Below are 23,551 nucleotides of genomic sequence, written 5' to 3' on the forward strand. Positions count from 1 at the left end.
GAGCATGGGCGCCGCCCTGCTGGCGAGCATCCTGGTGGTGGTGGCGATCTACACGGTGGCGCTCAATCGCCTGACCGAACGCTATCTGGTCGATACGGCCTTGCCGGCCAGTATCGAGGCCATCCGCAACGATATCGAGCGCATGCTCGGCCGCCCGCTGGTGGCTGCCGCGGATATCGCCGGCAACACCCTCCTGCGCGACTGGCTGGCTGCCGGTGAAGATCCCGCCGCGCTGCCGGCGTTCATCGAGTACCTCGACGCCGCCAAGCAGCGCAACCACGCCTTTACCACCCTGTTCGCCTCCACGGTGAGTGGCAACTACTACAACGAAAAAGGCCTGGACCGCACCCTCAGCCGCGCCAACCCCAAGGACAACTGGTTCTACGGCTACATCGACAGCGGCGCCGAACGCATGCTGAACATCGACATCGATGGCTCCACGGGCGAATTGGCGCTGTTCATCGACTATCGCGTGGAAAAGGCCGGCCAGCTGGTGGGCGTGGCGGGCATGGGCCTGCGCATGACCGAGCTGTCCAGGCTGATCCACGACTTCAGCTTCGGCGAGCACGGCAAGGTGTTCCTGGTGCGCAACGACGGGCTGATCCAGGTGCATCCCGACCAGCAGTTCAGCGGCAAGCGTCAACTTGCCGAGCAACTGGACGTCGAGGCGGCGAAAGCTGTGCTGGTGGGCGGCGAGGGCCTGCGCAGCAGCCGTTTCCAACGTGATGGCGAGGACTACCTGGCCTTGGGCTTGCCCTTGCGCGACCTGAACTGGACGCTGGTGGCCGAAGTGCCGGAAGCCGAGATCTATGCCCAGGCGCGCCAGGCCATCTGGCAGACCTGCCTGATTGGCGGCGGCGTGGCGCTGATCTCGTTGTTGCTGGTGGTGCTGCTGGCGCGCGGGCTGGTGCGGCCGATCCGCCAGGTCACGGCGGCACTGGTGCAGATCGGTGGTGGCGCGGGCGACCTCAGTCATCGCCTGGACGATGCGCGCCAGGACGAACTGGGCGACCTGGCCCGGGGCTTCAACCGTTTCCTCGACAGCCAGCGTGGCCTGATCGGCGAAGTGCTGCGCACCACCGAACGCCTGCACCAGTCGGTGGAGCAGGTAACCCAGGTGGTGGACAACACCGCCGAGCGCTCGGGCCGCCAGCAGGAAATGACCGAGATGGTCGCCACCGCCGTGCACGAGATGGGCCTGACCGTGCAGGATATTGCCCAGAACGCCGGCTCCGCCGCCCACGCCTCGCAATCGGCGCGAGATGAGGCGCTGCAGGCGCGGGAGGTGGTGCGCCGCTCCATCCACAACATCGAGGGCATGTCCGGGGAGATCGGGCGCGCCGCCGAGGCCGTGACCCAGCTGGCCGACGAGGTTGCCTCGATCGATGAAGTGCTGGCGGTGATCCGCAGCATCTCCGAGCAGACCAACCTGCTGGCGCTCAACGCCGCCATCGAGGCAGCGCGGGCCGGCGAGATGGGCCGGGGCTTCGCGGTGGTCGCCGATGAAGTACGCACCTTGGCGCGACGCACTCAGGTGTCCACCGACGAAGTGCAGCAGATGATCCAGCGCCTCAAGCAGGGTGCGGGCACGGCGGTGTCGTCGATGCAGGCGGGGCAGCAGGCGACCGGCAATGGGGTCGAGTCCAGCCAGCTCACGGGCACGTCGCTGGGGGCGATCACCGACCAAGTCGAGCAGATCAGCGATATGAACCATCAGGTGGCCACGGCGACCGAGGAGCAGTCGGCGGTGACCGAGGAGATCAACCGGACCGTGCAGGGGATTTCCGACCTGGCGCGGCAGACGGCGGCCGAGGTGCAGGGGTGCCGGGAAGAGTGCCAGGCGCTGCGTGGGCTGGCCGATGACTTGGCGCGGCAGATGGGTGGGTTCAGGCTGTAGGCGGCTCGCTGGTGAGCAACGGTTGAATCGGTGCTCGCCAGCGAGCCGATGCTCAGATGGCTGGATAGGCCACTTGCAGAGGCATCACGAGCTGAGCGTGGTGATATCGACCATTTCGGCATTCGATTGCGTGGGCCGCCAGTCATCGCCAACTTTACTGAAATCGGTCTGTACCCGTTTGCCGTCGAACACTTCGTTGGTGCTGATCATGCCTAGAGCCATGGCGAAGGAAACATCTGGGTCGAGAACCACAACATCCTCTCGGTTACCGTCCAAATAGACGACATGCACCTTGCAGTTACCCACTGTATCGCGTGTCCAGACTTTCTCGGTCACCACATGGCCGTTGATCTTGTCGCCCACCTTGATGCGTTGCGCGGCCAGTGCTTCGGACGCATTCGACTTTTTAGTGCTCATGGTGTTTCTCCATTTCAGCTCGCAGTTGGGAGACCTGGCCAGGTACGAGGGCAGATTAGCGTGCGTGCCAAAACGGAGAAACTGGCAAAAATGTCAGGCGCCGACGATGCTGCGGATATCCGCCGCCAGTTCGCGCACCCGCGCTTGCTCGGTATCCCACGAGCACATGAACCGCGCACCACCGCTACCGATGAAGGTATAGAAACGCCAGCCTTTGTTGCGCAGCGCCTCCAGCGCAGGTTCCGGCATCTGCAGGAATACCCCATTGGCCTCCACCGGGAACATCAGCTCCACTCCCGGCAGGTCACTCACCAGCGACGCGAGCAGCTGCGCGCAGTGGTTGGCGTGCTGGCCATGGCGCATCCACGCGCCGTCTTCGAGCAGACCGACCCATGGCGCCGATAAGAAGCGCATCTTCGACGCCAACTGCCCGGCCTGCTTGCAGCGGTAGTCGAAGTCTTCGGCCAGGTCGCGGTTGAAGAACAGGATCGCCTCGCCCACCGCCATGCCGTTCTTGGTGCCGCCAAAGCACAGCACATCGACGCCAGACTTCCAGGTCAGTTCAGCCGGCGAACAGCCGAGGAACGCGCAGGCATTGGTGAAGCGCGCGCCGTCCATGTGCAGGTTCAGGCCCAGCTCCTTGCAGGTGGCGCTGATCGCCTTGAGCTCGTCGGGGCGGTAGACGGTGCCTACTTCGGTGGCCTGGGTGAGGGTCACCACCCGCGGCTTGGGGTAGTGGATGTCCTGGCGCTTGAGCGCCACTTCGCGGATCGACTCGGGGGTGAGCTTGCCGTTGACGCTAGGCGCGGTAAGCAGCTTGGAGCCGTTGGAGAAGAACTCCGGCGCGCCGCATTCGTCGGTCTCGACGTGGGCGGTCTCGGAGCAGATCACGCTGTGGTAGCTCTGGCACAGCGAGGCCAGGGCCAGGGAGTTGGCGGCGGTGCCGTTGAAGGCGAAGAACACTTCGCAGTCGGTCTCGAACAGCTTGCGGAAGTACTCCGAGGCCCGTTCGGTCCACTGGTCGTCGCCGTAGGCGCGTTCGTGGCCCTGGTTGGCCTTGTCCATCGCGGCCCAGGCTTCGGGGCAGATGCCGGAATAGTTGTCGCTGGCGAATTGCTGGTTGTTATTGGTCATGACGCCTGTCCTTTTTACGACGCAGGCACGCACTCTAAACCATCGATTCGGCGGTTGCCTATACAGGCCACCGCTATCCCTGTGGGAGCCGGCTTGCCGGCGATAGCGTTCGCTCAACCAGCGATGGTTCTGCGTCTGGCCCCATCGCCGGCAAGCCGGCTCCCACAGGGCTGTGGGGCGCTTGGGGTAGCAATGTCGTAAACGCGCCATTGCAAGGCGCGCGCAGGCATCTGTACCGCCGTGCCCGGTCATACCATCGCTGCAAAGGGTGGGAAAACCCTCACCAGACAAGAAACGATCGCTGCCGGGAGATACACGATGTTCAGCAAGCAAGACCAGATCCAGGGTTACGACGACGCACTGCTGGCGGCGATGAATGCCGAGGAACAGCGCCAGGAAGATCACATCGAGTTGATCGCCTCGGAGAACTACACCAGCAAGCGCGTGATGCAGGCCCAGGGCAGCGGCCTGACCAACAAGTACGCCGAAGGCTACCCAGGCAAGCGCTACTACGGCGGCTGCGAGCATGTGGATAAAGTCGAGGCGCTGGCCATCGAGCGCGCCAAGCAGCTGTTCGGCGCCGATTACGCCAACGTCCAGCCACATTCCGGCTCCTCGGCCAACGGCGCCGTGTATCTCGCCCTGCTGCAGGCCGGCGACACCATCCTGGGCATGAGCCTGGCCCATGGCGGCCACCTGACCCACGGCGCCAAGGTGTCGTCCTCGGGCAAGCTGTATAACGCCGTTCAATACGGGATCGATACCGCAACCGGCCTGATCGACTACGACGAAGTCGAGCGCCTGGCCGTGGAACACAAGCCGAAGATGATCGTCGCCGGCTTCTCGGCCTACTCCAAGACCCTGGATTTCCCGCGTTTCCGCCAGATCGCCGATAAAGTCGGCGCGCTGCTGTTCGTCGACATGGCCCACGTCGCCGGCCTGGTCGCCGCCGGCCTGTACCCCAACCCGATCCCCTTCGCCGACGTGGTCACCACCACCACCCACAAGACCCTGCGCGGTCCGCGTGGTGGCCTGATCCTGGCCAAGTCCAACGAAGAGATCGAGAAGAAGCTCAACGCAGCCGTGTTCCCCGGCGCCCAGGGCGGCCCGCTGATGCACGTGATCGCTGCCAAGGCGGTGTGCTTCAAAGAGGCGCTGGAGCCTGAGTTCAAGAGCTACCAGAAGCAAGTGATCGAAAACGCCCAGGCCATGGCCCAGGTGTTCATCGAGCGCGGCTACGACGTGGTGTCCGGCGGCACCGACAACCATCTGTTCCTGGTCAGCCTGATCCGCCAGGGCCTGACCGGCAAGGACGCCGACGCCGCCCTGGGCCGCGCCCATATCACCGTCAACAAGAATGCCGTGCCCAACGACCCGCAGTCGCCGTTCGTCACCTCGGGCCTGCGCATCGGCACCCCGGCCGTCACCACCCGCGGCTTCAAGGTCGCCCAGTGCGTGGCCCTGGCCGGCTGGATCTGCGATGTGCTGGACAACCTGGGCGACGCCGATGTCGAGGCCGATGTGGCCAAGAACGTCGCCGCGCTGTGCGCCGACTTCCCGGTCTACCGCTGAGTGGAGCAGAACACCATGCAACGTTATTCGGGCTTCGGCCTCTTCAAGCACTCCCTCAGCCATCACGAGAACTGGCAGCGCATGTGGCGCACGCCAACGCCGAAGAAGGTCTACGACGTGGTCATCGTCGGCGGTGGCGGCCATGGCCTGGCCACCGCCTACTACCTGGCCAAGGAGCACGGCATCACCAACGTCGCGGTGATCGAGAAGGGCTACCTGGGCGGGGGCAACACCGCTCGCAACACTACCATCGTGCGTTCCAACTACCTGTGGGACGAGTCGGCGCACCTGTATGAACACGCCATGAAGCTGTGGGAAGGCCTCTCGCAGGACATCAACTACAACGTGATGTTCTCCCAGCGCGGCGTCTACAACCTGTGCCACACCCTGCAGGACATCCGCGACTCCGAGCGCCGGGTCAACGCCAACCGCCTCAACGGCGTCGACGGCGAGCTGATCCGCACCGAACAGGTGGCGGCCGAGATCCCCTATCTCGACTGCTCGAAAAACACCCGTTACCCGATCCTCGGCGCCACTGTGCAACGACGTGGCGGCGTGGCTCGCCACGATGCCGTGGCCTGGGGCTTCGCCCGTGCCGCCGATGCCCTGGGCGTGGACCTGATCCAGCAGACCGAAGTGATCGGCTTCCGCAAAGAGAACGGCGCGGTGATCGGCGTGGAGACCAACAAGGGCTTCATCGGCGCCAAGCGCGTCGGCGTGGTCACCGCCGGCAACTCCGGGCACATGGCCAAGCTTGCCGGCTTCCGCCTGCCGCTGGAGTCGCACCCGTTGCAGGCACTGGTATCGGAGCCGATCAAGCCGATCATCGACAGCGTGATCATGTCCAACGCCGTGCACGGCTACATCAGCCAGTCCGACAAGGGCGACCTGGTGATCGGCGCCGGTATCGACGGCTGGGTCGGCTACGGCCAGCGCGGTTCGTACCCGGTCATCGAGCACACCCTGCAGGCGATCGTCGAGATGTTCCCGATCCTCTCCCGCGTGCGCATGAACCGCCAGTGGGGCGGCATCGTCGATACCACCCCCGACGCCTGCCCGATCATCTCCAAGACCCCGGTGAAGAACATGTTCTTCAACTGCGGCTGGGGCACCGGCGGCTTCAAGGCCACCCCGGGCTCGGGCAACGTGTTTGCCGCCAGCCTGGCCAAGGGCGAGATGCACCCGCTGGCCGCGCCATTCTCCATCGACCGTTTCTACAACGGCGCGCTGATCGACGAACACGGCGCCGCTGCCGTCGCCCACTGACCCCGGAGACAACCGTCATGTTGCACATCTTCTGTCCCCACTGCGGCGAGCTGCGCTCCGAGGAAGAATTCCACGCGTCCGGCCAGGCCCATATCGCTCGCCCGCTGGACCCGAACGCCTGCTCCGACGAGGAGTGGGGCACCTACATGTTCTTCCGCGACAACCCGCGTGGCATCCACCACGAGCTGTGGGATCACGTTGCCGGCTGCCGCCAGTACTTCAACGTCACCCGCGACACCGTGACCTACGAGATTCTGGAAACCTACAAGATCGGCGAGAAGCCTCAGGTCACCGCCGCCTCGAAACAGAGTAGCGCGCCAGCGACCGCCAAGGGCCAAGGGGAAAAAGTATGAGCCAGACCTATCGCCTCGCCAGCGGCGGCCGTATCGACCGCAGCAAGGTGCTGAACTTTACCTTCAACGGCAAGACCTACCAGGGCTATGCCGGCGACACCCTGGCCGCCGCGCTGCTGGCCAACGGCGTCGATATCGTCGGGCGCAGCTTCAAGTACTCGCGTCCCCGCGGGATCATCGCCGCCGGTACCGAAGAGCCGAACGCGATCCTGCAGATCGGTGCCAGCGAAGCCACCCAGATCCCCAACGTGCGCGCCACCCAGCAGGCCCTGTACGCAGGCCTGGTGGCCACCAGCACCAACGGCTGGCCGAACGTCAACAACGACATGATGGGCATCATCGGCAAGGTCGGCGGCAACATGATGCCGCCCGGGTTCTACTACAAGACCTTCATGTACCCCAAGTCGTTCTGGATGACCTACGAGAAGTACATCCGCAAGGCCGCGGGCCTGGGGCGCGCGCCGCTGCAGAACGACCCGGACAGCTACGACTACATGAACCAGCACTGCGACGTGCTGATCGTCGGCGCCGGCCCTGCCGGCCTGGCCGCCGCGCTGGCTGCCGCCCGTAGTGGCGCACGGGTGATCCTGGCGGACGAGCAGGAAGAATTCGGCGGCACCTTGCTCGACAGCCGCGAAACCCTCGACGGCAAACCGGCCGCCGATTGGGTCAATGCGGTTGTGGCCGAGCTGGAAAGCCTGCCGGAAGTTACCCTGCTACCGCGCAGCACGGTCAACGGCTACCACGACCACAACTTCCTCACTATCCATGAGCGGCTCACCGACCACCTCGGCGACCGCGCCCCGATCGGCCAGGTGCGTCAGCGCGTGCACCGCGTGCGCGCCAACCGCGTAGTACTGGCGGCTGGCGCCCACGAGCGCCCGCTGGTGTACGGCAACAACGACCTGCCGGGCAACATGCTCGCTGGCGCCGTGTCCACCTACGTGCGCCGCTACGGCGTGGCCCCAGGCCGCAAGCTGGTGCTGTCGACCAACAACGACCATGCCTACCGCGCCGCGCTGGACTGGCACGACGCCGGCCTGCAAGTGGTCGCCATCGCCGACGCCCGCCACAACCCACGCGGTTCGCTGGTCGAAGAGGCTCGTGCCAAGGGCATCCGCATCCTCACCTCCAGCGCCGTGATCGAGGCCAAGGGCAGCAAGCACGTCACCGGCGCCCGCGTGGCCGCCATCGATGTGCAGGCGCACAAGGTCACCAGCCCCGGTGAAACCCTCGACTGCGACCTGATCGCCACCTCCGGCGGCTACAGCCCGGTGGTGCACCTGGCCTCGCACCTGGGCGGTCGCCCGGTGTGGCGTGAAGACATCCTCGGCTTCGTGCCGGGCGATGCCCCGCAGAAGCGCGTGTGCGTCGGTGGCGTGAACGGCGTCTACGCCCTCGGTGACGTGATCGCCGACGGTTTCGAAGGCGGTGTTCGCGCCGCCACCGAGGCCGGCTTCAAGGCCAGCGTCGGCACCTTGCCGAAAACCCTGGCGCGCAAGGAAGAGGCCACCGTGGCGCTGTTCCAGGTGCCCCACGACAAAGGCACCGCCCGTGCGCCGAAGCAGTTCGTCGACCAGCAGAACGATGTCACCGCCGCGGCCATCGAGCTGGCCACCCGCGAAGGCTTCGAGTCGGTCGAGCACGTCAAGCGCTACACCGCGCTGGGCTTCGGCACCGACCAGGGCAAGCTGGGCAACATCAACGGCCTGGCCATCGCCGCCCGTTCGCTCGGGATAGGCATCCCGGAAATGGGCACCACCATGTTTCGCCCCAACTACACGCCGGTGACCTTCGGCGCGGTAGCCGGCCGGCACTGCGGCCACCTGTTCGAACCGGTGCGCTTCACCGCCCTGCATGCCTGGCACGTCAAGAACGGCGCCGAGTTCGAGGACGTCGGCCAATGGAAGCGCCCGTGGTACTTCCCCAAGCCCGGCGAAGACATTCACACCGCCGTGGCCCGCGAATGCAAAGCCGTGCGTGACAGCGTCGGCCTGCTGGACGCCTCGACCCTGGGCAAGATCGACATCCAGGGCCCGGACGCCCGCGAGTTCCTCAACCGCATCTACAGCAACGCCTGGACCAAGCTCGACGTGGGCAAGGCCCGCTACGGCCTGATGTGCAAGGAAGACGGCATGGTCTTCGACGACGGCGTGACCGCCTGTGTCGGCGACAACCACTTCATCATGACCACCACCACCGGCGGCGCGGCCCGCGTGCTGCAATGGCTGGAGCTGTACCACCAGACCGAATGGCCGGAAATGAAGGTGTTCTTCACCTCGGTCACCGACCACTGGGCGACCATGACCCTGTCCGGGCCCAACAGCCGCAAGCTGCTGGCCGAGGTCAGCGACATCGACCTGGACAAGGACGGCTTCCCGTTCATGAGCTGGAAGGAGGGCCTGGTCGGCGGCGTGCCGGCGCGGGTGTTCCGCATCTCGTTCACCGGCGAGCTGTCGTACGAGATCAACGTGCAGGCCAACTACGCCATGGGCGTGCTGGAACAGATCGTCGAGGCGGGCAAAAAGTACAACCTGACCCCGTACGGCACCGAGACCATGCACGTGCTGCGCGCCGAGAAGGGCTTCATCATCGTCGGCCAGGACACCGACGGCTCGATGACCCCGGATGACCTCAACATGAGCTGGTGCGTGGGCCGCAACAAGGCCTTCTCGTGGATCGGCCTGCGCGGCATGAACCGTGAAGACACCACCCGCGACAATCGCAAGCAGCTGGTGGGCCTCAAGCCCGTGGACCCGAACGTGTGGCTGCCGGAGGGCGCCCAGCTGGTGTTCGACCCCAAGCAGCCGATCCCGATGGACATGGTCGGCCACGTCACCTCCAGCTACGCGGCCAACTCCCTGGGCTATTCGTTCGCCATGGGCGTGGTCAAGGGCGGCCTCAAGCGCATGGGCGAGCGGGTGTATTCGCCGCAGGCCGATGGCAGCGTGATCGAGGCGGAAATCGTGTCTTCGGTGTTCTTCGATCCGAAGGGTGAGCGGCAGAACGTTTGATTCCGGGCCCTGTGGGGGCAGGCCAGGCCCTTCGCCGGCAAGCCGGCTCCCACAGGTTCGATGCAGTTCCTGAGGTCGATGCGGTCCCTGTGGGAGCTGGCTTGCCAGCGATGGGGCCAGCGCATCCATCCAGTTGCTGCATCGCTTCGACGAACACGAATTCAAGGCAGGTAAGAAATGAGCGCTATCAACGTCTTCCAGCAAAACCCCGGCCCTGAAGCCAAGGCTCAGTCGCCGTTGCACCACGCCGACCTGGCCAGCCTGGTCGGCAAGGGCCGCAAGAACGCAGGCGTGACCCTGCGCGAAAAGAAATTCCTCGGCCACCTGACCCTGCGTGGCGACGGCCATGACCAGGCCTTCGCCGGCGGCGTGCACAAGGCCCTTGGCCTGGAGCTGCCGGTGGCCCTGACCGTGGTCGCCAACAGCGAGATGTCGCTGCAATGGGTCGGCCCGGACGAGTGGCTGCTGATCGTCCCCGGCGGCCAGGAGTTCACTGTGGAGCAGAAGCTGCGCGATGCCCTCGACGGCCAGCATATCCAGGTGGTCAACGTCACCGGTGGGCAGACCCTGCTCGAGCTGCGCGGCCCCAACGTGCGCGACGTGCTGATGAAATCCACCAGCTATGATGTACACCCGAACAACTTCCCGGTCGGCAAGGCCGTCGGCACCGTGTTCGCCAAGTCGCAACTGGTGATCCGCCGCACCGCCGAGGACACCTGGGAGTTGGTGATTCGCCGCAGCTTCTCCGACTACTGGTGGCTGTGGCTGCAGGACGCATCGGCCGAGTACGGCCTGGCCATCGAAGCCTAAGGAGCAGCACCATGAGTCGGGCACCGGACACCTGGATTCTCACCGCCGACTGCCCGAGCATGCTCGGCACGGTCGATGTGGTGACGCGTCACCTCTACGAGCAGCGCTGCTACGTCACCGAGCACCATTCTTTCGATGACCGGCTTTCGGGGCGGTTCTTCATACGTGTGGAGTTCCGCGCCGCGGACGGCTTCGACGAGGAGGGCTTCCGTGCCGGCCTCGCCGAACGCAGCGAAGCCTTCGGCATGGCCTTCGAGCTGACCGCGCCGAATCACCGCCCCAAGGTGGTGATCATGGTGTCCAAGGCCGACCATTGCCTGAACGACCTGCTGTACCGCCAACGCATCGGCCAGTTGGCCATGGATGTGGTCGCGGTGGTGTCCAACCACCCCGACCTGGAGCCGCTGGCGCACTGGCACAAGATTCCCTACTACCACTTCGCCCTCGACCCCAACGACAAGCCGGCGCAGGAGCGCAAGGTGCTGCAGGTAATCGAGGAGAGCGGCGCCGAACTGGTGATCCTCGCCCGCTACATGCAAGTGCTGTCGCCGGAGCTGTGCCGCCGGCTGGATGGCTGGGCGATCAACATCCACCACTCGCTGCTGCCTGGCTTCAAGGGCGCCAAGCCGTATCACCAGGCCTACAACAAGGGCGTGAAGATGGTCGGTGCCACCGCGCACTACATCAACAACGACCTGGACGAAGGGCCGATCATTGCCCAGGGTGTGGAGGTGGTGGATCACAGCCACTACCCGGAAGACCTGATCGCCAAGGGGCGGGACATCGAGTGCCTGACCCTGGCGCGGGCGGTCGGTTATCACATCGAACGGCGGGTGTTCCTTAACGCCAATCGCACCGTCGTTCTCTAAACCGAAACCATCGCGGTGCGTCGATGCGACTTGCCCCGCGATGGTTTTTTTACGACAGATGGTGCGCCGCAAACAGGTATCCCCCTGTCGCATCCAGTCACCGCCCCATCCCCCATCAAGCCCACAATCCCTTCATTCCAGTAACACAGGCCGCCCACGGAAAGGCGGCGCTTTCCACCACCGCTGCATAAATACAAATCAAGCGAGGTAAGAGCATGTCTGGTAACCGTGGAGTGGTGTATCTCGGCGCGGGCAAGGTCGAGGTGCAGAAGATCGACTACCCCAAGATGCAGGACCCGCGCGGCAAGAAGATCGAGCACGGTGTCATCCTCAAGGTGGTCTCCACCAATATCTGCGGCTCCGACCAGCATATGGTTCGTGGCCGCACCACTGCCCAGGTCGGCCTGGTACTCGGCCACGAAATCACCGGTGAAATCGTCGAGCTGGGCCGTGATGTCGAGCGCCTGAAGATCGGCGACCTGGTGTCGGTACCTTTCAACGTCGCCTGCGGCCGTTGCCGCTCATGCAAAGAGATGCACACCGGTGTCTGCCTTACCGTCAACCCGGCCCGCGCTGGCGGCGCCTACGGCTATGTGGACATGGGCGACTGGACCGGCGGCCAGGCCGAATACGTGCTGGTGCCGTACGCCGACTTCAACCTGCTGAAACTGCCCGACCGCGACAAGGCCATGGAGAAGATCCGTGACCTGACCTGCCTGTCCGATATCCTGCCCACTGGCTATCACGGTGCCGTTACCGCTGGCGTTGGCCCGGGCAGCACGGTGTATGTCGCCGGTGCCGGCCCGGTCGGCCTGGCTGCCGCAGCGTCCGCTCGTCTGCTGGGCGCCGCCTGCGTGATCGTCGGCGACCTTAACCCGCTGCGCCTGGCCCATGCAAAATCCCAGGGCTTCGAGGTGGTCGACCTGTCCAAGGACACTCCGCTGCACGAGCAGATCGTCGATATCCTCGGCGAGCCGGAAGTGGACTGCGCTGTCGATGCCGTCGGTTTCGAGGCCCGTGGCCATGGCCATGAAGGCGCCAAGCATGAAGCCCCGGCCACCGTGCTCAACTCGCTGATGCAAGTGACGCGCGTTGCCGGCAGCATCGGTATCCCAGGGCTGTACGTGACCGAAGACCCGGGCGCGGTGGATGCCGCTGCCAAGATTGGCGCGCTGAGCATCCGCTTTGGCCTGGGTTGGGCCAAGTCCCACAGCTTCCACACCGGGCAGACCCCGACCATGAAGTACAACCGCCAGTTGATGCAGGCGATCATGTGGGACCGCATCAATATCGCGGAGGTGGTGGGGGTGCAGGTGATCAACCTCGACCAGGCGCCGGAAGGCTATGGCGAGTTTGATGCCGGGGTGCCGAAGAAGTTTGTGATCGACCCCCACAAAATGTGGGGGGCGGCCTGATTTGCTAAGCGATGCCCCTCCCAGTGAGGGGCATTTTTCTACTCGTCATTCCGCCTGATTGTAGAGCCCGCCTGCACCGTAGCATCGGGGGCTCTCGGATCGGTGGATCTGCTGGCCAACTGTTGTCCCACAAAAGTCAGGCCGTCACGAAAATTCTGCAGGTTTTTCAGATGGGCAGAACTGGAAGTGCTGGTCAAGCCATACTTTGCGTTGGCTGTTTCTATGTTGAAAATTTTATTGCTCAATTCAAGGAAACTATCCAGGTTAGTTCTTGTGACATGCACCGTGTCTTGGCTTTTGTGCGGATTGGCGATCACTTCGAAAAGCTCAGTCGTCGTTTTTGTTGTATAGGTAAATTTAATAGTCTCGATTTGCGTAGTCTCGCCTTGCCGAGTAGTATCGATGGTCGTTTTGGTCACCGTTTTCTTATGGTCTACCTTGAAGCGCTGTACGATGGGAGTGCGCTTGCTCTGTAGAACCCTGGGTGCTCTGGGCGCGATTTCGGCGGGCGCAGGATTGATAAGTATCAGCACATGCCCGCTCGGATCGGAATGATTGATCGGGTCGGCGCTGCAGTACATATAAGCGTTTAGCCCTCCCCTCCCAAACGGGCTCCAGCTGTCGGGTGAGTGAAACCGCATCAACATCGGGGAGTATGCGCGGTAGCCGTTGCCAAGCAGATAGCACGCCGTTACGGGCTCAACACACTCGCCATTGAATCCGAGCAGTGTTCCGAAGGCCTGTATTGTCGGAGCGTGACCGTAAGCGGTATAGGCATGGTTTTGCTCAGACGTTTCATTGAGCCTGGCCAACAACGAACCTTTGCTGTCGGTTGCAAGCAGGCGAGCACCGCAGGCTGGGTTGTAGTTTGCCAGCGGTCTGTCGGCATTGCGCAGAATGCTGTGCAGTTGGCCGTCTTTGTCGAGGTGTTTCATGCAGGGCTCCTGTTTGTAACCAGGGACTGATTGGCGTTGCAGCAGACTATTGACCAAGTGTTGGGTGTGCGGCTACTGGCAGAAATAACAGGTACATGCGGCCCCGGGCCTGTACATGACCGAAAATCCGGGCGCGGTGGATGCCGCCGCCAAGATCGGTGCGCTGAGCATTCGCTTCGGACTGGATTGGGCCAAGTCTCACAGCTTCCACACCGGGCAGACCCCGACCATGAAGTACAACCGCCAGCTGATGCAGGCGATCATGTGGGACCGCATCAACATCGCCGAAGTGGTGGGGGGGCAGGTGATCAGTCTGGATCAGGCACTTGAGGGGGATGGGGAGTTTGATGCGGGGGGGCCGAAGAAATTGGTGATTGATCCGCACAGGGACGTTTAGTGCCGTGTGATCTGACGTCGGGGACTAATGCCTTGAGAGAGGCATTAGTCCGCTTTTCTCATCGTATGCTGATATATTCGCACCGTTCGTGCTCGCTTCTATCTGGTATGGTACATATTTAATTTTGTCTTCTTGCGTTTATGCTGTTTTTTACGGTCGAATGCTTCGGGTTTTGGGGGCTACCCAAGACGTATGGCATTTCTTCTTCCCGAGATCGGGTCGGACTCAGGTATTCCGGAGTTTCTGTAATATCTATCGGTTTGAATTGCAAGTCGGCGAATTGTGAAGTAAGCCAAGCCCACATCTTGTACTCCATTATCAGCTGTCTGCAGGCGAGCTATATTGTTTATCTCGGTGGCAAGTTCCATGTGGGCTAGCCTTTTTTCAGTTACATCTTTTGAAAGAACCCCGGGCCATTTACCCTGAGAGGCCAGTCTAATATCGTGAGGATTGAACAGGTTCTGTGCGTTGCCTAATGAAAGCGCCTCGATCTCGTCACGAAAATCTCGAGATGCACTAGAAAGTGCGCCAAGATCCTTGCCGTTGAGTTGGTTGAGTATCGTATTTCTTGTGTCGGGTTCAATAATGGCATCGAGCGGGTTGGGGCGCGGAACAAAGGAGTCAGTAGATCTGGCTCTTTTGAGTCTGGTCAAAATAGCCTGTGCCTCGTAGTTGTTGTTTGCACGTGTTGGTTGGCTTAGTGAAAGGCTGTTGCTGCGAACTCGAGAGTGGCCGGTTGAGTCTGTGTGGTTGATCGGGTCACCCTGGCAGTATGTGTAGCTGTTTATACCGCCAGTGCTGTATGGGCTGTAGCTGTCTGGTGACTGGAACCGCATCAAGCTTGGGTTGTAAGTGCGGTACCCAGTTCCGAGTAAGTATCCGCCGTGCTTTGTTCGTGGTTCACCCATGTAGCCCAGTAATGAGAGTTTTTCATTGTCGATCTGGTCATGCCCAAAAGCTGTGTAGGAAAATGCAACTCTCCTGTCGCTTGTCAGGTGGTGCAGGATTGTTCTCTGTCTATCCGTTGCAAACAATGCTGCTACTGGAAATTGGCTGCGTTCCTGTACCATGGGGGCTCCGACAGTGAGCTTTCTGTTACATGACTCTGCGGCCCAGATCTGCAGCCGGCAACTGTAAAAAATGCTAGGTCCTGGGAATCTTCCTACTGGGTCACAGGTTGTTTTCCGCTGACGAGATTTGGTCGCAGGAATTACCCTACACAATCTGTCGATACACGTCTGATTGTCCGGGGAAATCCTGCCTACTAGGCTTTCCCGGTCGCTGTCGGTTCAGCGATCGGGTGTGGAAACCCGGATACGCATTCTGGAACGTGTCGTTATGGCGGCTGTACGCGGGAGGCTTTATGCCTACCGGGTTTTCCTGAATGCATCCGGGTTTCCACCCCGTGTACAGCTGCCACCCTTTTGTGTGGAAACGAATGGTGCAGCATCACTGCATTCAGGTGACTGCCATGAAGAAAATCGTCCCCGACCCACCCGAAGACCTCTACGCCAAATTCCAACTCCCACCCGGCCAATCCCTCTCCACTGCCATCCTCGAAGGCGCCGTGCCCATCGAGGAAGTGCTGATGAACGTCTGCCATTTCATGTTCATCGCCTATACCGACGGCTACCACGCCCAGGAACTGACGACCGACGGCGATCTGAAGCAGCTCCAGGCGTCGAGCCTGCAGCATCTGACCGTCGCGTGGGGGCAGGTCGATGCGCTGGTGGGGGCGTTGAAACAGGTGCCTGCCTCGGGCTTTTATCAGCCGGACTGAAATAGCCGGGGCCGCTGTGCGGCCCATCGCCGGTAAGACGGCTCCCACAGATACAGCGCAGGCCTCAGGCTGTTATGCAATCCACTGTGGGAGCTGGCTTGCCAGCGATTGGACCCTGGGATGAACACCGATGGCCGGCCCGGAACAAACCCCCGGCACCCCAGTCCAACCCCTCGTTTCCCGGCCATTCCGGCCGACGAGGTCCCTCCCCATGAAAGCATTCACCCTGGCAACCCTGATGACCCTGGCCGCAAGCCCGGTGTTCGCCTTCAACCTGAGCGATGCGGCCAATGCCGTCTCGGCCATGCAGAACCAGAACCAGCAGGCCCAGGGGCAAGCGCCGGCCGCCCAAGCCAACCTGCTCAATACGCTGGGCAGCGAATTGAAGATCACCCCCGAACAGGCCATCGGCGGTGCGGGGGCCATGTTGGGCCTGGCGCGCAACAACCTCAGCGGCGATGACTACGGGCAGTTGACCAAGGCTGTGCCGGGGCTCGACCTGCTGTCGGGCAACAATGCGCTGGGTGGGCTGAACGGGCTGGGGCAGTTGCTGGGCAATGACAAGAACAGCTCGGCCCTGAGCAATGCGCTGGGCGGTGAAGTCGAAAACCGCAATGACCTGGACAACGCCTTCAAGGCGCTGGGCATGGATACCGGGATGATCGGCCAGTTTGCGCCGTTGATCCTGCAGTACCTGGGGCAGCAGGGGATTGCCGGGTCGTTGCTGCAAAACCTGGGGAGTTTGTGGGGTAGCCCGGCGGTAAATACCCCGTCGGTCTGATCCCATCCTCTGCAGGAACGGTGCACCGCTGCTCCTGCAGGAGACATGCGGGGCTACGCGGTTTCGGAGAAATCCACCAGCCGCACCGGCCTGCGGAAACCGGCAGTGAGTACCGCCAGGTACGCCAGCCCCAACGCAAACCAGCACAAGCCGATCACCAGCGTCAGCGCCGACAGGCTGGTCCACAGCCACAAGGTCAGGCTCAACCCCACCAGCGGCACCGCGCCATAGCGCAGCAGGCCCAGCGGCGTGCGCTGCCCGGCGTGATCCATCAGGTGCGTCTTCACCACCGCCAGGTTCACCGCCGAGAACGCCACCAGCGCGCCAAAGCTGATCAGCGAGGCGAGGGTGGCCAGGTCGATCACCAGTGCCAGCAGCGAGAACGCCGACACCAGCAGGGTGGCGAACACCGGCGTGCCGAAGCGCGGCGACAGGTAGCCGAAGCTGCGCTGCGGCAGCACGCGGTCGCGGCCCATGGTGAACAGGATACGCGACACCGCCGCCTGCGAGGCCAGCGCCGAGCCCAGGCTGCCGGCAACGAAGGCAGCGGTGAAGAAGTTGGCGAGGAACTGGCCGCCGGCCGTCATCATCACTTCGTTGGCGGCGGCATCGGTGTTGGCGAAGGTGCTGCCCGGCAGTACCAGCTGGCTGACGTAGGCCAGCACGGTGAACAGCAGCCCGGCGCCAAGGGTGGTGAGGATGATCGCCCGCGGCACGTCGCGGCGGGCGTCCTTGCATTCTTCGGCCAGGGTCGACACGGCATCGAAGCCGAGGAACGACAGGCACAGCACCGCCGCCCCTGCCATCAAGGCACCGAAGCCCGGCGCGCTGCCATCACCGCGCAGCGGCGCCAGCAGGTCCACCGGCTGTCCGGCCATGCCCTGCCAGGACAGGGCGACGAACACGCCGATGAAGACGATCTGCGCGCCGACGATCAGGTTGCTGGTCTTGGCCACCGAGTGGATGCCGACCACGTTGAGCACGGTCACCACGGCGATGGCCGCCAGCACGATGGCCCAGGCCGGGATGGCCGGGAAGGCGATGTTGAGGAAAAGCCCGATCAGCAGGTAATTGATCATCGGGATGAACAGGTAGTCGAGCAGCAGCGACCAGCCCGCCAGGTAACCCACGTTGGGGCCGAACGCCATGTTGGTGTAGGAGTACGCCGAGCCCGCGACCGGGAAGCGCTTGACCATGAAGCTGTAGGAGGTGGCGGTGAACAGCATGGCCAGCAGGGTGACCAGGTAGGCAGCGGCGGTGCGGCCACCGGTGAGTTCGGTGACGATGCCGTAGGTGGTGAAGATGGTCAGCGGGACCATGTACACCAGGCCGAAGAACACCAGGGCGGGCAGGCCCAGGACGCGGCGCAGTTGCGCGGGGGCGGAGCAGGGAGGGTTGGCCATCGATCGATCCTGGCTTTTCTTGTAGTTGTGGTTGATCGATTTTTATCCACTCAGGTGGGTGGTGACAAACAAAGAGTTCCTTATGTTGATTATAAATCTGGATTTTAATCGGGGTTTGGTGAGGTATTTGTAGGCCCTATCGCGGGCAAGAGCGCGACAGGGCCATTGGTTTCAGCGCATCTCTGCGCGCAACTGCGCGATCCGCTGGTCCTTGTCCAGCCACAGCTGGTTGACCCAGGCCTGCACCGTCTGACGGAACGCCGGGTCGTTCTCGTAATCGCCCTCGCACAGCGCCGGGTCCAGTTCGCGCACGCGGATGTCGATGATCACCCGGCTGATGCTGCCGTTGAGCAGGTCCCAGAACCCCGGCGCCTTGTCGCCCGGGTAGACGATGGTCACATCGAGCAGCGCATCCAGCTGCTCGCCCAGCGCCGCCAGCACGAAAGCCACGCCGCCGGCCTTGGGCTTGAGCAGGTGACGGTAGGGCGATTGCTGCTCGGCGCGCTTGGCCTCGGTGAAGCGGGTGCCTTCGAGGTAGTTGACCACGGTCACCGGCTGGCGCTTGAACAGCTCGCAGGCGGCCTTGGTGATCTCCAGGTCCTTGCCCTTGAGTTCGGGGTGCTTGTCGAGGAAGGCCTTGCTGTAGCGCTTCATGAACGGGTAATCCAGGCCCCACCAGGCCAGGCCCAGCAGCGGTACCCAGATCAGCTCTTTCTTGAGGAAGAACTTGAAGAACGGCACGCGGCGGTTGAGGCTCTCGATCAGCGCCGGGATATCCACCCAGGTCTGGTGATTGCTCACGCACAGGTACGAGGTGTCCTGGCGCAGCGTGTCGACGCCGCGGATGTCCCACTGGGTGGGGATGCACAGGGCGAAGATGGCCTTGTCGATTTCCGACCAGGTTTCGGCGATCCACATCACCGCGGCCGACGCGTAGTCGCGGCCACGGCCCGGCAGCACCAGCTTGAGCAGGGCGAAGACCAGCAGCGGGCCGATCAGCACCAGGGTGTTGAGCAGCAGCAGGGTGAGGGTGAGGATGCCGGTCAGCAGGCGACGCATAAGGGGACTCTTGTTGTGTGAGGTGAACGGTTGGCAATGATAAGCAGGGTATGGCCCTTAGCCAAACGTCGTACGTCCATTAACTGGGACAAATGTTTCACATTGTGTTGTTTAACCTGTGGCGACGAACCTATCCTGCCCGCACAGTCTAAGCACTGACCCCTCTCAAGGAAGCCTGCCCTGTGAAACCCTTGCTTGCCCTGCTGTCCCTTCTGGCGCTGCCGGTAATGGCCGCGGAACCTACGCTCTATGGCCGTTACGAGAACATCAAGCTGCCGGAGATCGGCCAGACCCTCAAAGCCAAGATGGATACCGGCGCCTGGACCGCTTCGCTGTCGGCCAAGGACATCGAGATGTTCAAACGTGATGGCAACGAGTGGGTGCGCTTCCGCCTGGCGACCGAGGGCGCCAGCGACAAGCTCTACGAGCATGAAGTGTCGCGTATCAGCAAGATCAAGAACCGCGCCGAGGAAGATGACGAGGAGGAGTCGCCAGCGCTCTCGCATCGCCCGGTGATCGACCTGGAAATGTGCCTGGGCGATGTCAAGCGCACCGTGGAGGTCAACCTGGTCGACCGCAGCAATTTCCGCTATCCGCTGTTGATCGGCTCCAAGGCCCTGCGCAAGTTCAAGGCGGCGGTGGACCCGCGCGAGAAGTTCACGGCAGGCAATCCGGGTTGCTGATGCAGCAGCTGCAAGCATAGAGCGACAAGCTGCAAGAAACGGCGGATCGGTGTAAGTTGCCGCGATCCGCTTTCACTTGAAGCTTGCAGCTCGAGGCTTGCCGCTCAGATGCCCCACATCCTCATCGTCGAAGACGAATCCGCCATCGCCGATACCCTTATCTACGCCCTGCAGGCCGATGGCCACAGCACCGAGTGGGTGACCCTCGGCAGCGCCGCCGTCGAGCAGCAGCGCCTGCGCCCGGCCGATCTGGTGATCCTCGATATCGGCCTGCCCGATATCAGTGGCTTCGAGACCTGCCGCCAGTTGCGCCGTTTCAGCGAGGTGCCAGTGATGTTCCTCAGTGCCCGCGACGCCGAGATCGACCGCGTGCTGGGCCTGGAGATCGGCGCCGACGACTACGTGGTCAAGCCGTTCAGCCCCCGCGAGGTGGCGGCGCGGGTACGGGCGATCCTCAAGCGCATGGCGCCGAGGGTTGAAGTGGCCAGCGACAGCACGCCGTTCCAGCTCGATACCCTGGCGATGCGCATCAGCTACCGGGGTCAGGCGCTGGCGCTTACCCGTCATGAGTTTCGCCTGTTGCAAAGCCTGCTCGAGCAACCCCGCCGGGTGTTCAGCCGCGAGCAACTGCTCGATGGCTTGGGCGTGGCTTCGGACGTGGGCTACGAGCGCACCATCGACAGCCATATCAAGAGCCTGCGCGCCAAGCTGCGCCAGGTCGCGCCCGACGCCGAGGCGATCCAGACGCACCGCGGCCTGGGCTATAGCTACAGCCCGGAGCACGCCTGATGCGCCTGGGGATTCGCATCTTCCTGGTGTACTTCCTGTTCGTCGGCCTGGCGGGTTACTTCCTGCTCAACACGGTGCGCGAGCAGATCCGCCCGGTGGTGCGTCAGTCATCGGAAGAAACCCTGGTGGACACCGCCAACCTGCTGGCCGAGATCCTTCATGACGATGTGAAGAACGGCACCCTGACCCAGAGCCGCCTGTCGCAGGTACTGGCCTCCTATGGCGAGCGGCGCCCGAGCGCGCAGATCTGGGGGCTGGCGAAAAACCAGGTCAGCCACCGGATCTACGTGACCGATGCCAAGGGCGTCGTACTGCTCGACTCCAGCGGCCGGGACGTGGGCAAGGACTATTCGCGCTGGAATGACGTCTACCTGACCTTGCGTGGCCAGTACGGCGCACGCTCGACCCGCAGCGACCCGGATGATGAAAGCACCTCGGTGATGCATGTGGCGGCGCCGATCCTCGACGGCGGCCAGATCATCGGCGTGGTCACCGTGGCCAAGCCCAACAGCTCGCTGCAGCCTTACATCGACCGCTCCGAGCGGCGCCTGCTGATCCTCGGCCTCGGGCTGATCGTGCTCGGCCTGTTGGTGGGGGCGGCGCTGTCGTGGTGGCTGACTCGCTCGCTGCGCCGCCTCACTCATTACGCCCAGGCGGTCAGCGAGGGCCAGCGTGCCGCGCTGCCGCACTACAAGGGCGGCGAGCTGCTGCAACTGGCCACGGCGGTGGAGCGCATGCGTACCCAGCTGGAAGGCAAGGCCTACGTCGAACGCTATGTGCACACACTCACCCATGAACTCAAGAGCCCGCTGGCGGCGATCCGTGGCGCCTCGGAACTGCTGCAGGGTGACATGCCGCAAGAGCAGCGGGCGCGCTTTGCCGGCAATATCGAGCGCGAGAGCGACCGCTTGCAGCAGATGATCGAGCGGCTGCTCAACCTGGCCCGGGTCGAACAGATGCAGGCCCTGGAGGACGAGCAGCAGGTGGCGGTGGCGGCGTTGATCGACGAGCTGCTGCTGGCCCATGGCACGAGGATCGACGGTGCCGGGTTGCAGGTGCGCCAGCGCATTCCGGCGGGCCTCAGGCTGCTGTGCGATCCGTTCCTGATGCGCCAGGCGCTGGCCAACCTGCTGGACAACGCGCTGGACTTCACCCCGCAGCAAGGCGCATTGGCCTTCGAGCTGGAGCGCGATGGCGAGCGGGTAGCCTTGAGCCTGTTCAACCAGGGGCAGGCGATCCCCGAATATGCCCTGGGCCGGGTCAGCGAGCGCTTCTATTCGCTGCCAAGGCCCGGCACCGGGCGCAAGAGCACCGGGCTGGGGCTGAACTTCGTGGCCGAGGTGATGCAGTTGCATGGCGGGGCGCTGGCGGTGGACAACGTCGAGGGTGGCGTGCGGGTGAGGTTGTGGCTGCCGGCGCGGCGACTTACCTGAGAGGCAAGTAGCCCGCTCCCACAGGCTTTCTGCTGACCGCGCCAATCTCCACACAATCTCCACATTTCCTCCCCAAGGGCTCCACGCAGCGGGCAGACACTGCCCGCATCGCAAACGGAGCCCAACCCCATGAACAAGACCCTAGGTTTCAAGCTTGGCCTGATCGCCGTGCTGATCCTGCTGCTGCTGATTCCCCTGCTGATGATTGGCGGCTTGATCGACGAACGTCAGCAACTGCGCAACAACGTGCTCGGCGAGATCGCCGCGAGCTCCAGCTTCGACCAGCTGGTCAGCGGCCCGGTGGTGGTGGTGCCCTATCGCAAGTACGAGCGCCGCTGGATCGACAAGGACGGCAAGAGCGTCCAGGAAACCAGCACGGTCCACGGCCAGTTGTACTTCCTGCCGGAAACCTTCGAAATGGATGTGGGCGTCGATACCGAGCTGCGTGCCCGGGGCATCTACCAGGCGCGCCTGTTCCATGCCAAGAGCAGGATCAGCGGCCGCTTCGAGCTGCCCGAGCGTTGGGGGATCGAGAAGGACTACGACGACTATCGCTTCGACAAGCCGCGGCTGATGGTCGGCATCAGTGATATCCGCGGCATCGAGAACAGCCTTGAGCTGAAGTTGGACGACCAGCGCCTGCCGTTCCAGCCCGGCAACGGTGTCGACTGGTTGCCTGGCGGCGTGCATGTGGACCTGCCGCAGTTCAGCGAGCCGCAGGCCCGGGAGTTCACCTATGCCTTCGACCTCGACCTGCTGGGCACCGGGCAACTGGCCGTACTGCCGGTCGGGCGCAGCAGTACCGTGGACATGCGCGCCAACTGGCCGCACCCGAGCTTCATCGGCAACTTCCTGCCCAGCCGCCGCGCCATCGACGAGAAAGGCTTCAGCGCCCACTGGCAGACCACGTTCTTTGCTACCAACCTGGAAGAGGCGGTGCGCCTGTGCGCCACGGCGCAGAAGTGCGCTGACTTCACCGACCGGGCGTTTGGCGTCAGCTTCGTCGACCCGGTGGACCAGTACCTCAAGAGCGAGCGGGCGATCAAGTACGCGCTGCTGTTCATCGCCCTGACCTTCGCCGGCTTCTTCCTGTTCGAGGTGCTGAAGAACCTCAGCGTGCACCCGGTGCAGTACATCCTGGTTGGCGTGGCCCTGGCGTTCTTCTACCTGCTGCTGCTGTCGTTGTCGGAGCACCTGGGGTTTGGCCTGGCCTATGGGCTGTCGGCGTCGGGCTGTGTGCTGCTGATCGGCTTCTACCTGGTGCACGTGCTGCGCAGCCTGGGGCGTGGGGTGGGCTTTGCGGCGGGGTTGGCGGCGTTGTACGGCATGCTCTACGGGCTGCTCAGCGCCGAGGACTACGCACTGCTGATGGGCTCGTTGCTGTGCTTTGGCCTGCTGGGTGTGTTCATGGTGCTGACCCGCCGGCTGGACTGGTCGCGGGTGGGGAGGGGGGTATGAGGGAGGATAGAGAGGTCGGGCGCTGGTTGGCGCAGAGAATCGGCCTGCTGTTTCCTGTGGCATCGAGGTAAGGCAATCGTGGGGGG

At 63.4% G+C, this 23,551-nt stretch carries 20 protein-coding genes and 2 pseudogenes; 16 read left to right on the forward strand and 6 right to left on the reverse strand.

The genetic code is table 11. From position 1 onward, the window contains the following. Positions 1-4: 4 nt before the first annotated feature. A pseudogene (locus ACODS9_RS05840) lies at positions 5-1,033 on the forward strand (HAMP domain-containing protein); the annotation flags it as partial. Positions 1,034-1,168: 135 nt separating this feature from the next. Then, on the forward strand, positions 1,169-1,897 hold the full coding sequence (locus ACODS9_RS05845) for a methyl-accepting chemotaxis protein (RefSeq protein WP_401107876.1): 729 nt from the start codon (positions 1,169-1,171) through the stop codon (positions 1,895-1,897). A gap of 84 nt (positions 1,898-1,981) precedes the next feature. Here the strand turns inward: ACODS9_RS05845 and ACODS9_RS05850 are convergent, their stop codons facing one another. Next, complete coding sequence (locus tag ACODS9_RS05850; protein WP_401107684.1) at positions 1,982-2,314, reverse strand: hypothetical protein; 333 nt, start codon at positions 2,312-2,314, stop codon at positions 1,982-1,984. Positions 2,315-2,407: 93 nt separating this feature from the next. After that, on the reverse strand, positions 2,408-3,448 hold the full coding sequence (locus ACODS9_RS05855) for a threonine aldolase family protein (protein ID WP_489093484.1): 1,041 nt from the start codon (positions 3,446-3,448) through the stop codon (positions 2,408-2,410). 318 nt (positions 3,449-3,766) lie between these two features. Here ACODS9_RS05855 and ACODS9_RS05860 point away from each other — a divergent pair, with 318 nt between their 5' ends. From ACODS9_RS05860 to fdhA, 7 genes are all read left to right on the forward strand, one after another. Then, positions 3,767-5,020: a serine hydroxymethyltransferase gene (locus ACODS9_RS05860; protein ID WP_401107690.1), complete on the forward strand. Its 1,254-nt coding sequence runs from the start codon at positions 3,767-3,769 to the stop codon at positions 5,018-5,020. A gap of 15 nt (positions 5,021-5,035) precedes the next feature. Further along, entirely contained in the window at positions 5,036-6,286 is a 1,251-nt protein-coding gene (locus ACODS9_RS05865; RefSeq protein ID WP_046857448.1) for a sarcosine oxidase subunit beta family protein, read from the forward strand. Positions 6,287-6,303: 17 nt separating this feature from the next. After that, entirely contained in the window at positions 6,304-6,639 is a 336-nt protein-coding gene (locus ACODS9_RS05870) for a sarcosine oxidase subunit delta (protein ID WP_023631299.1), read from the forward strand. Next, on the forward strand, positions 6,636-9,653 hold the full coding sequence (locus ACODS9_RS05875; RefSeq protein WP_489093485.1) for a sarcosine oxidase subunit alpha: 3,018 nt from the start codon (positions 6,636-6,638) through the stop codon (positions 9,651-9,653). Before ACODS9_RS05870 ends, ACODS9_RS05875 begins: the two co-directional genes overlap by 4 nt. Before the next feature lie 177 nt (positions 9,654-9,830). Next, a complete protein-coding gene (locus tag ACODS9_RS05880) occupies positions 9,831-10,463 on the forward strand; it encodes a sarcosine oxidase subunit gamma (protein WP_046857446.1) in 633 nt (210 codons plus the stop codon). Between the two features lie 11 nt (positions 10,464-10,474). Continuing rightward, complete coding sequence (gene purU, locus ACODS9_RS05885) at positions 10,475-11,332, forward strand: formyltetrahydrofolate deformylase (protein ID WP_023631289.1); 858 nt, start codon at positions 10,475-10,477, stop codon at positions 11,330-11,332. A 215-nt stretch (positions 11,333-11,547) separates the two neighbouring features. Continuing rightward, positions 11,548-12,747 (forward strand): formaldehyde dehydrogenase, glutathione-independent, encoded by a 1,200-nt coding sequence (gene fdhA / locus ACODS9_RS05890; protein WP_401107697.1) that lies wholly within the window; start codon positions 11,548-11,550, stop codon positions 12,745-12,747. 38 nt (positions 12,748-12,785) lie between these two features. Here fdhA and ACODS9_RS05895 read toward each other — a convergent pair whose 3' ends face one another. Next, a complete protein-coding gene (locus ACODS9_RS05895; protein ID WP_489093486.1) occupies positions 12,786-13,682 on the reverse strand; it encodes an RHS repeat-associated core domain-containing protein in 897 nt (298 codons plus the stop codon). 103 nt (positions 13,683-13,785) lie between these two features. Between ACODS9_RS05895 and ACODS9_RS05900 the strand changes: the two are divergent. Beyond that, a pseudogene (locus tag ACODS9_RS05900) lies at positions 13,786-14,079 on the forward strand (formaldehyde dehydrogenase, glutathione-independent); the annotation flags it as partial. Positions 14,080-14,258: 179 nt separating this feature from the next. Here ACODS9_RS05900 and ACODS9_RS05905 read toward each other — a convergent pair. Next, entirely contained in the window at positions 14,259-15,149 is an 891-nt protein-coding gene (locus tag ACODS9_RS05905) for an RHS repeat-associated core domain-containing protein (protein WP_489093487.1), read from the reverse strand. Between the two features lie 401 nt (positions 15,150-15,550). Between ACODS9_RS05905 and ACODS9_RS05910 the strand changes: the two genes are divergently transcribed. Beyond that, a complete protein-coding gene (locus ACODS9_RS05910; RefSeq protein WP_489093488.1) occupies positions 15,551-15,859 on the forward strand; it encodes a hypothetical protein in 309 nt (102 codons plus the stop codon). Positions 15,860-16,070: 211 nt separating this feature from the next. Beyond that, positions 16,071-16,640, forward strand: a complete 570-nt coding sequence (locus tag ACODS9_RS05915) for a DUF2780 domain-containing protein (RefSeq protein ID WP_489093489.1) — start codon at positions 16,071-16,073, stop codon at positions 16,638-16,640. Positions 16,641-16,693: 53 nt separating this feature from the next. On the opposite strand, the gene ACODS9_RS05920 is transcribed toward ACODS9_RS05915, so the two are convergent. Both ACODS9_RS05920 and yihG read right to left on the reverse strand, forming a co-directional pair. Further along, a complete protein-coding gene (locus tag ACODS9_RS05920) occupies positions 16,694-18,043 on the reverse strand; it encodes an APC family permease (RefSeq protein ID WP_489093490.1) in 1,350 nt (449 codons plus the stop codon). A 171-nt stretch (positions 18,044-18,214) separates the two neighbouring features. After that, positions 18,215-19,102: a 1-acylglycerol-3-phosphate O-acyltransferase, YihG family gene (yihG, locus tag ACODS9_RS05925; RefSeq protein ID WP_046857441.1), complete on the reverse strand. Its 888-nt coding sequence runs from the start codon at positions 19,100-19,102 to the stop codon at positions 18,215-18,217. A 182-nt stretch (positions 19,103-19,284) separates the two neighbouring features. Between yihG and rloA2 the strand changes: the two genes are divergently transcribed. The 4 genes from rloA2 to creD all read left to right on the forward strand — a co-directional run bounded on the left by rloA2 (position 19,285) and on the right by creD (position 23,465). Beyond that, complete coding sequence (rloA2, locus tag ACODS9_RS05930; RefSeq protein WP_023630860.1) at positions 19,285-19,785, forward strand: retropepsin-like aspartic peptidase RloA2; 501 nt, start codon at positions 19,285-19,287, stop codon at positions 19,783-19,785. Positions 19,786-19,893: 108 nt separating this feature from the next. After that, on the forward strand, positions 19,894-20,574 hold the full coding sequence (creB, locus tag ACODS9_RS05935; protein WP_038707205.1) for a two-component system response regulator CreB: 681 nt from the start codon (positions 19,894-19,896) through the stop codon (positions 20,572-20,574). Continuing rightward, a complete protein-coding gene (creC, locus tag ACODS9_RS05940) occupies positions 20,574-22,007 on the forward strand; it encodes a two-component system sensor histidine kinase CreC (protein ID WP_489093491.1) in 1,434 nt (477 codons plus the stop codon). The genes creB and creC overlap by 1 nt, the downstream gene beginning before the upstream one ends. 129 nt (positions 22,008-22,136) lie before the next feature. After that, positions 22,137-23,465, forward strand: a complete 1,329-nt coding sequence (gene creD / locus ACODS9_RS05945; RefSeq protein ID WP_489093492.1) for a cell envelope integrity protein CreD — start codon at positions 22,137-22,139, stop codon at positions 23,463-23,465. Positions 23,466-23,551 lie beyond the last annotated feature (86 nt).

Source organism: Pseudomonas sp. FG36 (genome assembly GCF_057809275.1).